This window comes from Spirosoma agri, assembly GCF_010747415.1.
GTDB classification, from domain to species: Bacteria; Bacteroidota; Bacteroidia; order Cytophagales; family Spirosomataceae; genus Spirosoma; species Spirosoma agri.
Genome location: NZ_JAAGNZ010000001.1, coordinates 1127023 through 1140498 on the forward strand (window position 1 = coordinate 1127023; position 13476 = coordinate 1140498).

At 52.2% G+C, this 13476-nt stretch carries 7 protein-coding genes; 4 read left to right on the plus strand and 3 right to left on the minus strand.

All coding sequences use genetic code 11. The features are described from left to right. Positions 1-69: 69 nt before the first annotated feature. The 3 genes from GK091_RS04705 to GK091_RS04715 all read right to left on the minus strand — a co-directional run bounded on the left by GK091_RS04705 (position 70) and on the right by GK091_RS04715 (position 6725). The gene (locus tag GK091_RS04705) at positions 70-1071 is read right to left on the minus strand and encodes a glycoside hydrolase family 43 protein (RefSeq protein ID WP_164040564.1); all 1002 of its coding nucleotides are present in this window, start codon (positions 1069-1071) and stop codon (positions 70-72) included. 232 nt (positions 1072-1303) lie between these two features. Next, a complete protein-coding gene (locus tag GK091_RS04710; protein ID WP_164035451.1) occupies positions 1304-1807 on the minus strand; it encodes a Fur family transcriptional regulator in 504 nt (167 codons plus the stop codon). Between the two features lie 274 nt (positions 1808-2081). Beyond that, positions 2082-6725, minus strand: coding sequence for a translocation/assembly module TamB domain-containing protein (locus GK091_RS04715; protein ID WP_164035452.1), 4644 nt, complete (start codon positions 6723-6725; stop codon positions 2082-2084). Positions 6726-6857: 132 nt separating this feature from the next. On the opposite strand from GK091_RS04715, the gene tsaD reads away from it, so the two are divergent. From tsaD to GK091_RS04735, 4 genes are all read left to right on the plus strand, one after another. After that, positions 6858-7877 (plus strand): tRNA (adenosine(37)-N6)-threonylcarbamoyltransferase complex transferase subunit TsaD, encoded by a 1020-nt coding sequence (gene tsaD, locus GK091_RS04720; RefSeq protein ID WP_164035453.1) that lies wholly within the window; start codon positions 6858-6860, stop codon positions 7875-7877. Between the two features lie 8 nt (positions 7878-7885). Beyond that, positions 7886-8788, plus strand: a complete 903-nt coding sequence (locus tag GK091_RS04725) for an MOSC domain-containing protein (RefSeq protein ID WP_170312625.1) — start codon at positions 7886-7888, stop codon at positions 8786-8788. 55 nt (positions 8789-8843) lie between these two features. Next, positions 8844-9671 (plus strand): UbiA prenyltransferase family protein, encoded by an 828-nt coding sequence (locus tag GK091_RS04730; RefSeq protein ID WP_164035454.1) that lies wholly within the window; start codon positions 8844-8846, stop codon positions 9669-9671. Positions 9672-10295: 624 nt separating this feature from the next. Further along, positions 10296-13472: a SusC/RagA family TonB-linked outer membrane protein gene (locus tag GK091_RS04735; RefSeq protein ID WP_164035455.1), complete on the plus strand. Its 3177-nt coding sequence runs from the start codon at positions 10296-10298 to the stop codon at positions 13470-13472. Positions 13473-13476 lie beyond the last annotated feature (4 nt).

Consider the following 13476-nt stretch of genomic DNA (forward strand, 5'->3'; position numbering starts at 1 on the left):
GCCCGTCTGTTTGTTACGAAATAGGACAATTACCTAGTTAACCGGCATCACTCGTCGTTAACGGACTCGTCACTTTGCTATTGGTGCCGGAACTGCTACATTGACAATTGGTTTGCCGAAATCGGGCGACCCGTCGGCATGCCACGTAAAAGGCTGAATATAAGGGGCTCGTTTATCCCCGCAGCCATCGGTAGCTGACCGGTTAGCGTGGTAGATCATCCAGTCCTGCTTGCCATCGGCTGAGCGAAAGAAACCACCGTGGCCCGGAGCCCACACGCCATTTTCGGGAGCCTGCACAAATACCGGGTTTTGGCTTTTCGTCCAGCTGCCGGGATCCAGCAGATCACCCTTGCCGTTGTACGTCAATAGGCCCAGACAGTAATCGAGCCAGCAGGCATTCGCCGAATACACAATGAACAGTTTATCGCTGTGCTGTAGAAATTCAGGTCCCTCGTTCACGTAAATTTTAGGGACTTCGCCGTTTTTCTGCCACGCCTGGGGCACATCACCGTGCATTTCCCACGGTAGATCGGGCTGCGAGATTTTGATGCGGTCACCGTCGATTGTCCAGGGATTTTTGAGCCGGGCGAGGTAAATATCCTGCCGGCCATTCGTTGGCCCTTCCCACCCCGACCAGGCTGCGTAAAGCTGTCCCTTATAATCAATGACCGACATATCAATTTCCCAATGGTCGGCTTTATCGCCAATTTTTCCTTTCATCACCCAGTCACCCTGCATGGGATCGGGCGACGCGTTTTCGATGACCCAAACCCGGTGCGAGCGGTTATTGAGCGAATCCGCTGAGAAGTAGATGTACCAGCGGTCGTTGAACGAGTGAATTTCGGGAGCCCATAAATCTCTGGAATAAGGCTGTCCGGCAGGAGGGGTGTAAACGATTTTGCTTTCTGCCGTAGCGAGTTCCGCCAGATTATGCGTTCGCCAGAGCGTCAGATTACGGCCGGTGGTATTCATGTAATAATACCAGCCGTCTTTTTGCAGCACCCACGGATCGGGACCCGATGACTTTATGGGATTGGTAAACGTTCGCTGAGCCATCGCGACAGGGCTCATACTAACCAGCAGTAGGCAGAGGGACAGAAACAGGCCTACGCGCGTCCGGGATGGGGAGAACGTTGATTGCCTGGGGGATGGGCTGCTGATGAACCGACCAAAATAGTGACGTGATTGCATTGATCAACAAAGGGGGTTTGGTAAGTAAAGGCCAAACCCGGCAATTTTACCCCTGCTGATCAGCGGAGAACGATTACTTTAATCACCACACCTGTTTTGGACGAGGTATCGTCTACGCGTTACTATCCAATTTCCCCGTATCATCAGTCGGTTTCGTTGCGCATGACTCGTCCGTACACTGGCCGTAAAAAACCAGTGAATGCGACTCCACGGAAAATTGAAGGGCGTTGCCAACGTTGGTCTGAATCAGATGCAGGCGGGGATCGCAGAATTCCTTCACCTTGTGGCAGACCGTGCAGACCAGATGCGCGTGCTGCTGACGTCCCAGCGATTTCTCGTAGCGGCTCTTGACGTTGTCTTCTTCACCAAACCGGTGTTTCCGAACCAGCCCACAATCGACCAGAACCTCCAGCGTGTTGTAGACCGTTGCCCGACTGACAGGATACGATTTCTGGTGCATGGCCAGGAATAATTCTTCCGCGTCGAAATGATCATTCCGGGAATAGACTTCTTCCAAAATGGCAAACCGCTCTCCTGAGCGACGCAAGCCTTTCGCCAGTAGCGACGCTTCCAGTTTAGCGCGGGCGGTGGCAAGCAACGAATTTGTCTCCTGCATAAACGAGTTGTTTGTCAGAAAGGAACTGGTCAAACGCCAGTTCCTTGTCCCGTAACCTAACCTATGACTTGTCTTAAATCACTACTACGATCAGTATGTATCAATCTATCCGTCAGCTGTCAGGACGAATCTGTAGTCTGCTTTCTTATTTAGACTAATTTTAAACAAACATACGGACTGGAAGCCTAAAACGCAAGGGCTGGTTTACTAATTTGTCGATTGGCAGAAGCAGGAACTCAATGGGAAAGCCTGTTACAAGGAAGATGGAAGCTAACTAAAAGGCCGTTCGGCTACTCCCGGCTGAGGTCGTGATCGGTGTTGGAATCGATGGAGCCGACTCGATAACAGGCTTTTCCGGTGCTAGGCCAGGTGTGTTGCGCTTGCTGCCGAAGAGCCGGTTGAACGAGCGGGTATACAAAAAACTCAATCCGCCACCCGTTGTAATCGTACTGTTGACGCTATACTGGGACAGTACGCTCTGCTGGTTCCGATTGTACACCTTTGCCCGGAATTTTCCGTCCGGTGTAATGAAGTATTCTAGCGTCCATTCGCCCAGCAGACTGGCGGCATTATACTGACTCTGCCCGTACGTAAAGCCACCATCGCGACTGATACGCAGCCGATCATTCAGTAAACGATACGAGAACCGAAGCTGTAGGTTGTTGAGCAGGTTTTCGTTCTGGGTATTGGTACTGGTGAATCCCCCGATTGATACGCCTACGTCCAGTTTCTCATCAAGATTCGATGCCAGCCGGCTAATCTGATTCGAAATCAATTCGCTCACACTGTTAGCCACCCCGGAGTTGACCTGTCCCTGATCGAACAGGTTGGTTCCTTCGGGCAGTAACTGGTTGAATAACAAAACGCTGCTCACCTGGCGGGTCAACTCCTGATCGTTGCTTTGGATGCGGGATTTGAACGCCGTTACGGCCTGTCGGAAATCGGACGAAGCGGGGAATTCTTTCACGTCCAGATCGTAACTAATGGCTGGTGAATCCAGATCACCGTTCAGCTTAATAACCAGATCGACCGGGTATCGGCGCGTCTGGTCGGAACTGGTGCTCGACGTGGGTAAGAGTGGAGAGAGCGAGGTATACTGCGTGTAAGCCGCTGTAACATCCAGTAAGGCACCGTACGGATCACCCGTCCAGGTAATGCGACTGTTCGGACGAATCTGAAACCGTTTGTTGATGATATTCTGGAACGTGAACGTGTATTCTCCCCGCTGAATCTCGTAGTTACCCGTCATCGAGAAATCGCCTTTCGTATCGACCTTCATAGCCAGCCGGCCCTGCCCATACGCCTTGATAATATCACCCGTCTGACGGTCGAGCTGGATTTCGCAATAGGCATCGGGTGTAATGTCAAAATTGAAATCCATCTGAATCCGGGACAAGTCCAGGTCAGATGCGCCACTTCCCGTTTTAGTCGACGTTGTTGTTTGGCTAGCGGGTGCACTGCGGCTGACAAACCGAATTTGATCATCGGACGCCAGCGACGTTGCTCCATCCAGCGGAATAAAAATGCGCGTGCCTTTATTACTGGCCACATTGGCGCGAATCGTCAGATTATTGAGCGGGCCGTAGAGTTCGGCTTTACCCGTTACAACGGCCTGTCCATAGAACATGTCATTGTCTTTGGCAACGGTGTTCAGGATTCGGAAGTTCTTCAGGTCGGCGTCGAAGCCCAGCGTGAAATACCGGAATCCATCGTGATAGACACCACCCCGAATCAGAGCCGTATTGCCGTCCGGATCGCGTAGCGTCAGTTTACGGGTAACGATCTCATTTTCGCCAAAGTAAATTTTATCGTCGAAGGTGAAATCTGCTTTTAGGTAATCGAAACGACCGCGTCCGCCCGTTACACTAACGTCGCCGTTCAGCACCGGGGCCGATGGGGTGCCGGTTATCGCTACTACGCCATTGGCCATGCCGCCAAGGTTAGAAAACAGATCGGTCGTAAACGCTTCGAGCAGGTGAAGATCAGCGTTGGTGAGGTTGGCTTTCAGCGACAGCGGATTCGATTTTTGCTGAGGGGTGTAGTTGCCCGCCAGGGTCAGCACATCGGCCCCATTCCGGTTGAGATTCGCGTTGACGTTGAGTCGCTGCGTTTGTTGATCCCACTTTGCCCGACCACGCAGATCACCCGCCAATGCTTTCTGGTAGGAGAGGGTATCAACCGAAAATTCACTTTCGATAATGGGCGTCTCGTACACATCGCGCACGGTCAGGGTTCCATTGAGTTTGCCGCCCAGCTCTGTATTCAGAAGCGGATTCAGCGACCGGAGCAGGAAGTTTCGCGCTTCCAGATTTAGTCGCTGTACAGAGTCCGCCGAGACCTTTCCCGATACCAGAATCAATTGATTCTGGTTTAGTACCGACATATTGCTGACGGTGTAGTCGGTGCCGACTTTGCGAATGATACTCTGCGGATTCAGGGTCCAGTCACTGTCCAGCACGCGCACTTTCGACTGATGAAAGGTCAGATCGATGGCATCGCCTTTAAAACGCATTTCGCCGTTCAGATCGGCCCGGTTCGAGCTGTTGGCTTGATCGATACTGCTGGTGAAGTTGATATGGTCGACGTCCCACGAAGCCTCAGCCTGAAGATTCCGGGTTGGCAGCAATGAACTGAAGGTTTGGCGTTGCGACGATACCACCGCCGATGCCAGCACTTCTTCGCCATACGTGAATTTAGACGTCGTCAGGTCCAATTCACTCGGCCCGAAGCCCAGTTTCCCGAAGCTGAGCGAATCAGACTTGACATTCGCCGTCAGAAATGAGGTATTATCGACCGTAAACCGCCCCTCAAGGCGTGTGGCCGGTGCTACGTAGACCGTAGGGCTCAGAAACGCCATCAGGGGCGCTATTGCTTTGGATACAAACTGGAAGTCAACGCCGTAACGCGGAGTTGCTTTAGTGCGTAGTGCACTTGCCTGCCGCAGTTTCTGCTGATAATACGCTTTCATGCCAGCGGCATCACCAGCAAAGTGAAGTTCATACTCGCGAGCCAGTCGTTTCAGGTCGTCGAAGGTGCGTTGTGGCTGGAAATTTCCCTGCAAGCGCGTAATCAGAAAATCGGAATCAAGGTCAAAGTAACGCTGCGTGCCTATCGAGTCTTTCCGTTCGATGGACGATAGCAGCGACAATGTTCCAACACGCAGGTTACGCTTACCGAGGCTTAGTTCGGCGTTGTGGAAATCGGCGTTACCGACAATATCATCCAGCTTACTACCCTCCAGCTTGACCGCTAAATCAGTTTTGACAACGAGCGAATCCGCCATGTAGCCTAACGCACGCAGGTCGGCGTGGCGAATGACACCATGCAGGTCGTACCGATGCTTCGGCTCCCGCAGGTCGAATTCACCATCCAGCGCAAAGTCCAGATTGGTATCGGTCAGCCCCAGTTTACCCCGAAACAACGCATTCTGCAAATTGCCCTGCGCCACGATATTGCGGTAATCATAACCCTGCCAGCCGAAGCGGCCTAACCGGCCATCGACATCGATACTGGCTCGCTCCAGATCCGTTCCGTGACCAGTAATACGGCCTTCGCCATCCAGCTTACCGAATTGATCCGACTGATCGATCAGTTTACCGAGATCCAGATTTTCACTCTTCAGGTTGGCGGTGTATGTAGTCTGATCGGAGTTTTTCGCCAGCTTCAGTGCCAGATCACCCGTTACGCTGCCTATACCCGTGCGAAATGTCCCCTTCGTCCTGAAGTTATCGAACGTACCGGCAAATTTAGCGTCGAAAGCGACCGTACCGAGCTTCTGAATCGTGTGATTGAAGGATGTGTCAGGGTAGTATTGCCGGATGTCGGCCATGTTCACGACCGAGGGCGTAAAGGCAAAATCGACGGTCGTTTTGTCCATGTCCGGTAATCCTTTCCAGGCAATATCGCCCGCCAGACGGCTACGTCCACCGGGTCCAAAGCGAAGATCGGTGTGGCTCAACCGAAACTCGTTGACGGTGCCCGTAAAATTGCCCGACAGATACCAGGTCTCGTTTAATTCCCGCAGATAATCCGAAAAGAAGCCCAGGTCTTTGGATTGCACTTCGCTGTCGCGGAAATGGGCCTGCATCAGCACCCGGCTGTTGAAATCACTGAACGCCGATGGTCTGTCGTAGAAAAAAGTGAGGCTGTTACGAATGATGGAATTGCCGATGTGCGCGCGCAGCTTGGCCAGTTCCATTTTCGTGTTGCAGTACAGAAAGCGCGTGTCCAGTTGCCGGATAAGTAACTTCGAATCCCGGTCAAAACCCGACAAACCTTTTATGTCGAGCGCAATCGTGTCGCCCAAGACCAGGAAGTTACTAACTTCCGCCGTCAGGTTTTTGAGCGTGAAGTGATTGTAATCGAACCGGTTCCGGTTTTTTATAAAGGGCTCGCGCGGGTCTTCGAGCGTATACATCCCTTCGACCAGATGAATATGGCTAACCGTGAACGGAACGTTCTGATTCGGGATACTGGGCTTGGTCGGATCAGATGTCAGCTCTTCGATCCGGGCAATGAATTCGTCCAGATTGGTATCGCCGGTCTTCGGGTTTTTAATCATCTGGACATCGGGCCGGTACAGCACAATTTCATCCAGGTGAATGTTGTGCGCCGATGAATCGATCAGGTTCTTCAGATCGTAATCCGCATCGAGCCGACCCACGCGAATCATGGGCCGTCCTTCCTTATCGCGAATACGGACGCCGGTGAGCGTGATCGAATCGAACCATTTGATGGAAACACCTTGGATATCAACCGGAAATTGAAGTTTTTCGGAGAAACGCGCGGCCAGTTCGCTCACTACCCGCGTTTGCACCGCCGGAATCTGTAACCCCAGCACAATTCCCAACAGCAAGCCGATTACCGTTAGGAACAGGTAAAGCAGCGTTTTAAGGAATATAGCGAAGAATTGACGCATTCGGGCCGGAAATGCCTAATGTACAATGATTATTGAAAAATACGCCTATCTCTGACAACTAAGAGAGTGAACGGTTTAGTAGCAACTTCCATTATATAGTCTACAAGAAACATTATCCATTAGTTTTGCACGGTGAATATTTTAGCCATTGAATCTTCCTGCGACGAAACATCAGCCGCCGTTTTAGCTAACGGTCAGCTGAAATCCAACATTATTGCCACGCAGCTGATTCACGAGCAATATGGGGGCGTTGTGCCCGAATTGGCGTCGCGTGCTCACCAACAGCATATTCTGCCAGTCGTTGAACGGGCGTTAGCGGAGGCAAATATAGCCAAAACTGACCTGTCGGCCATTGCTTTTACGCGGGGTCCGGGCTTGTTGGGGTCGTTACTGGTCGGTACGTCCTTCGCCAAAGCCATGGCGCTTGGGCTGAACATTCCGCTGATCGAGGTCAATCACATGCAGGCTCACGTACTGGCTCACTTCATCGATGAGCAGACCGACGGTGTTGCCAAACCAAAGCCGGGTTTTCCGTTTCTGTGCCTAACCGTTAGTGGCGGGCATACGCAGTTAGTACGGATCAACAGTCCGCTCGATATGGAGGTGATTGGCCAGACGCAGGACGATGCCGTTGGAGAAGCCTTCGATAAGTCGGCGAAGCTGCTCAACCTGCCGTATCCTGGTGGTCCGTTGATCGATAAATACGCCAAAGAAGGAAATCCACTGGCGTACAAATTTCCGATGGGCGAGATGCCGGGACTGGATTTTTCATTCAGCGGTATAAAAACGGCCATCCTGTATTTCCTGCGCGATAACGTCCGGGCGAATCCGAATTTTATTGCCGAGAACCTCACCGACATTTGCGCCAGCATTCAGCATACGCTGGTGCAGATGTTGCTCACGAAACTAAAGCGGGCGATCCGCGAAACGGGTATCCACGACATTGCCGTCGCGGGCGGGGTGTCGGCCAATAGCGGCCTGCGGTCGGCATTGACTCAACTCGGTAGTGAGCAAAACTGGAACGTATTCATTCCGCGTTTCGAGTACTGCACCGACAATGCCGCTATGATCGCCATGGCCGCTCAATTCAAATACGATCAGGGCGACTTCACGGCGCAAACCGTTAGTCCGTTACCACGAATGAGTTTTTAAGATTGACCATGATCACCATTTCTGAACTCTACATCTACCCGATAAAATCACTGGGTGGTATTTCTGTACAAGAAGCCGTGATTGAACCAAAAGGGCTTCAATATGACCGGCGGTTTATGCTGGTTTCGCCGGATGGTCAGTTCATCACGCAGCGCACGCACACGCAGATGGCGCTCATCGACGTAGCCATCTTTGGTGATCGACTGCGCGTGTGGCACAGAAACCATCCGGACGATGTACTGGAGCTGCCTTTGGTCATGCCGGAACAAGCTGATGCGGCCAGCGAAACAATGTCGGTAACCATCTGGGACAGCCACGATGTTCCGGCTATTACGGTCAGTACTGAGGCCGATCGGTGGTTTACGGCGATACTGGGCCAGGCGTGTCGGTTGGTGTTCATGCCCGAAACCACGCACCGCACCGTCGATGAACAATACGCCCGTCAGCAGGATGCGGTCAGTTTTGCCGATGGCTATCCGTATCTGCTGATCGGTCAGGCGTCCCTCGATGAACTGAACCGACGGTTATCCAATACGGCTTCCGAGCCATCAAGGGCACTTTCCATGCTTCGATTTCGGCCAAACATCGTTGTTACCGGAACACCCCCTCACGACGAAGATGCCTGGGCGCATTTCAGGATCGATGGCATTGATTTGTACGGTGTAAAACCCTGCGCTCGCTGCGTACTGACGACGATTGATCCGGCAACGGGTGAAAAGGGGAAAGAACCACTCCGGACGCTGGCGACCTACCGCCAATGGACTAAAAAAATCCTGTTCGGGCAGAATGTGCTGGCCGAACAAACGGGCGAACACCTATTGGGTACGCTTCGGGTGGGTCAACAGGTTGAGGTTGTTCGTCGTCAGGAACCCTGGCTCGCACCGCCCGTCGCTGAAATCCGGCAGGTTTGAAAACCTATTTGATTGGCCCTCGTTTACTGCCTACCGCTACTTCCAACTGAGTATTTTGTTAACACCTTTACGCAACGCTTATTACCTAAGCTTACCGGTCGTGTTTGGGGCCGTGCTGTCCAACAAAATGGCCGCTCGCCTATCTGATGTCACGCCAATTCACTGGGCCACGCCGATTGTGCTGGCGCTGATTGTCTTTATCATTTACACCGTTGACCGGCTGCTGGACATTCGGAAGCCCCTGGAGCCAACCACTACCCGGCATCAATTTCATCGGCGCTACGCTCCTCTGCTCTGGCGTGCCGTGTTTGGTGCGGCTCTTGTGGCTTTTGTGCTGACTTTCTTTCTGCCCGGCAGCGTTATCAAGTTTGGGCTTGTGCTGGGGGGAATCTGCGCGGCTTATGTCGGCGCTGTTTTTCGGCTTCCCGCGCGGCATCCGGCTTTACTGCTGAAAGAGCCACTGGTTGCCATTCTTTACACGGCTGGTGTCTGGGGCAGCGTTTGGGTACAACGTCCAACCGTAAGTGGTATTGAGATGGCGGAGTGCCTGATGTTCGTTGGCATTGCGTTTCAGAACCTGCTGCTGTTTGCTGTCATGGAGAAGCGAGAATTACCTAATCAGCCCGAGTTTTCGTTAGCTACCGAATGGGGCGAAGAACGTTGCGATACGATTCTGCGCTGGTTGACATTTATTATCATTGCGACGGGGCTTACGCTCTGCTTCGTCACAGAAGACCGGTTTGCGCAGCGGTCGGCCATTATGCTGGCGCTGATGAGTGTAACGCTCTATGGCATACAACGTTACCCCTTCTATTTTCTCAAAAACGAACGGTATCGCTGGCTGGGTGATGCGGTTTTCTGGTTCCCGGCGCTGGTTCTGTAGCCGGAATCGTAAGGTGATCTTTCGCAGGTATATTATGTAACTAGTTGGGTAACAGGTTAGTAATTAGTGCGTTGCCTGAAAGGGGTCAGGGCTCTACGGAGCTGTGGCCCGCTGCACAGTTGATAAGATTCCTACTAAAAAGTATACAGGGGAACTGACTTAGCTGATAGCAAATAAAAATAAAGGTTACTGGGAGTGAGTGTCAATTATATTCTAGAACTAGCCATATCCGTAGATTATAATTCTGAGTTTTAACAAAAATTATCCTTTCTTACATAAATATTGGTCGAAACACGTCTATCCCGTTCTAAGCCTCAGAACGTATCTACTCTTTTATTTACTTTACTGATAAACCCAGCTAAAACAGACGGAGCCGTTGACCAGAGACCATGTTCTCGCGCTGATTTAGTTCGACTCGACTGATCCACGCCCCAAACCCGATTGACCGGATTTATACTGCACGATCACCGGATGAATCGAATACATGGTCCGCACGAACAGAACTCTTTTTCTGGCTGGTAATTTTTGTGAAGACTAATTTCCGAAGTAAACAGCTGAGGTTGAAATCCATTTAGTATCCTCTTTTTCAATGAATCTACTTACCTATAAATCGCGCCCACGTATATGAAACAAGCTCTAACTGTACTGCGAGGCTTCCTGGTATTGCTTGCTGCTTTCTTTTGTCTGCTGACATCGAATAGCAGTTTGGCGGGTACCGTATCTCTGCCCGGAATAGCTGATGTGGAGGTGACAGGCACTGTCACGTTTAAAGACGATGGGACGCCGTTACCCGGTGCCTCTGTACTGGTAAAAGGGAGCACAAACACCGGGACCATTACCGACGCCAACGGCAAATTCCGGATCAACGTACCCGACGATGCTACCCTGGTTGTCAGCTACATTGGTTACATCGCACAGGAAATCAAATTGAACGGCCGGTCTACGCTGACCGTAGCGCTGGAAGCCGACGCGCAACAATTGAGCGAAGTGGTCGTCACCTCCTTTGGTATCGCCCGCGACCGGAAAACGCTGGGTTACGGCGTGAGCGAAGTAAAAGCCGAACAGATTACCCGGTCGCCCACAACCGACGTTACCAACGCGCTGGCGGGCAAAGTGGCCGGTGTGCAGATCACCGGAGCAGGCGGTGGTTTTGCCGGATCGAACGTGACGATCCGGGGTTTTTCAACGTTTACGGGCAGTAACCAGCCGCTCTATGTGGTCAATGGCGTTCCGCTCGATAATACCAACGGTAGTGGTGCGTCGAATGGGTCTAATTCGGTCAACACGGGTGTTGTCAACTCAAGCCGAATTTCGGATATCAATCCCCAGGATATCGAAAGTATCAACGTCCTGAAAGGAGCCGCAGCTACGGTACTCTACGGATCGAGAGCGGCATCGGGCGCGATTCTGATCACGACGAAAAAAGGAAAAAAAGGGGGGGGCAATCAGATCACGTTTTCGACCAATACGGCGGTCGGTACAGTGAGCCGGTTCCCTAAATTTCAGAATCAATACGCGCAGGGAAGCAATGGGAACTACATCAACAACGTAGCCGGATCGTGGGGGCCGCTCATGCAGGGGCAGACGGTTACGAACTGGTTTGGTCAGCCCGAAACCTTACAGGCGTATCCGAATAACGTGCGGGATATTCTGCAAAATTCGATCTCGTCGCAAAACGATCTTAGCTTCTCGGGTGCTTCGGACAAATACGACTACCGGGTTTCGTACGGTAATGCCTACGAAACCGCCCTTGTGCCAAACAATAAGTTAAGCCGCAATAACCTGACCGTAAACGCCGGAACCCAACTGACCAGCAAATTTAGAATTGCAACCGCGTTTACGTATACCAACAACGTTTCGGATCGTACGCAGTCGGGCAATCAGGGGGCTAACCCCTTGTGGCGCGGTATTTATACGCCCCGCAGCTACGATTTAACCAATGCGCCGTATCAGGATGCCGCCGGAAACCAGCAGTGGTTTGCCGCCGAAGATCAGCCGTACTGGTCGATCAACCACATCAAAAACCACCAGGAGGTGAATCGGTTCTACGGCAACATCAACCTGAAATACGACATTACGAACTGGTTACAGGCCGATCTGAAAGTGGGTACTGACGTATTTAACTACACCACGAAAGGCTTCGATGACAAGGGCGTCCGGAGCAACGCCAACACGGCTTCGGCGGGTGCGGGCGGTGTGCTGGATCGGTCCGAAATGACCCGGAACCTGAATTCCTACCTGACCGTAACGGCCAACCGGAAACTCACCAGCGACCTGCACCTGATTGCTACGGTTGGTAATGAGGTTATTTCCAACTACAACAGCTTCATTCAGGACATTGGACTGGGCATTGTGGTCGCTGGTTTCGATAACGTTAAAAACTTCCTGACGTTCAACCCAACATCGGCGATTACGAAGCAGCGCACCGTGGGCGTATTCGGCGATGTGGTGCTCGATTACAAAACCTGGATGTCCTTTAACGTCAAAGCCCGAAACGACTATTCTTCGACGCTGGCTCCGGGAAAACGGTCGATTTTCTACCCGGCGGTGGCCGTGAGTTTTGTGCCGACCGAAGCGTTCCCATCCATTAAATCGAAGTTTCTGTCATCGGCCAAGATCCGGGCGAACGTCGGCGAAGTGGGTAAAGGCGCCAGTCCGTACGTAATTAACACCTACTACGGGAAAGCCAGCGCTGCTGATGGTCTTGGGTCAACCGCCGTAAACTTCCCGTTCGGGGGACTGGCCGGATACACCTATAACAATGGCACGGGTAATCCTGACCTAACACCGGAATTTACCCGGGAAGTGGAATTGGGTGCTGAGTTGGCTCTGTTCAACGGTCGGCTCTCCATCGATGGATCGGTCTACCGGCGCGATAGCCGCAACCTGATCTTCTCGGTGCCGGTGCCGTCTACATCCGGTTTTACCAGCCTCGTGACGAACGCGGGTAAGCTGTCTACGAAAGGGATCGAGCTGTTGGTAACGGGTAATATTGTCGAGAAAGAGAACTTCAGTTGGGAGAGCTCCATCAACTTTACCAGCTTCCGGTCAATCGTGGAAGAACTGGCTCCCGGCGTGTCCAACATCTCGATTGGCGGCTTTACCTCGCCGAACATTCAGCTGGTGCCGGGTCAACCATACGGACAGATCTGGTCGAACGCCTACCAACGCAATGCGCAGGGGCAAATGCTGATCGGTAGCAACGGACTGCCCAAGGTAACCACCAATGTGCAGGCGGTGGGTAATCCGAACCCGAAGTTCACGATGGGATTCAGCAATACGTTCAATTACAAAGCGTTCAGTCTGTCGTTCCTGCTGGATCTTAAATACAAAGGCGATCAGCTTTCCCGTACAATTGGCGATCTGCGCATCAATGGTGTGTCGGAGGAGACGGCAAAATACCCCCGATTCAACGCAGACGGCACTGCCAATAAAGCGTATACGTTTGATGGTGTGCTGGACGATGGTACGAAAAACAACGTTGCCGTAACGGCCCAGCAGTATTTCAGTCTTCAGGGTAAATACGTGTCGTGGGAAGGATACGTGCTGGACGCTACGTACCTGAAAATGCGCGAGGCCAATCTGACCTACAAATTCCCCGCATCACTGGTGGGTGGTGGAAAATTCATCAAAGGATTACAACTGTCTGTCTATGGTCGTAACCTGTTCATCTACGCACCCAATTACCCCGACCTCGATCCGGAACAGAACCTGTTAGGGGTTAGCAACGCGCGCGGTCTCGAATTTGGGATTACACCGACCGCCCGGACGATCGGCGGCAGTCTGAGAGCTATATTTTAACGGG

What these genes read in the sequence shown, in the direction of transcription:
- GK091_RS04705 (WP_164040564.1), bottom strand. Translation starts at nt 1,071, where the DNA reads ATGAGCCCTGTCGCGATGGCTCAGCGAACGTTTACCAATCCCATAAAG.
- GK091_RS04710 (WP_164035451.1), bottom strand. Translation starts at nt 1,807, where the DNA reads ATGCAGGAGACAAATTCGTTGCTTGCCACCGCCCGCGCTAAACTGGAA.
- GK091_RS04715 (WP_164035452.1), bottom strand. Translation starts at nt 6,725, where the DNA reads ATGCGTCAATTCTTCGCTATATTCCTTAAAACGCTGCTTTACCTGTTC.
- GK091_RS04725 (WP_170312625.1), top strand. Translation starts at nt 7,886, where the DNA reads ATGATCACCATTTCTGAACTCTACATCTACCCGATAAAATCACTGGGT.
- GK091_RS04735 (WP_164035455.1), top strand. Translation starts at nt 10,296, where the DNA reads ATGAAACAAGCTCTAACTGTACTGCGAGGCTTCCTGGTATTGCTTGCT.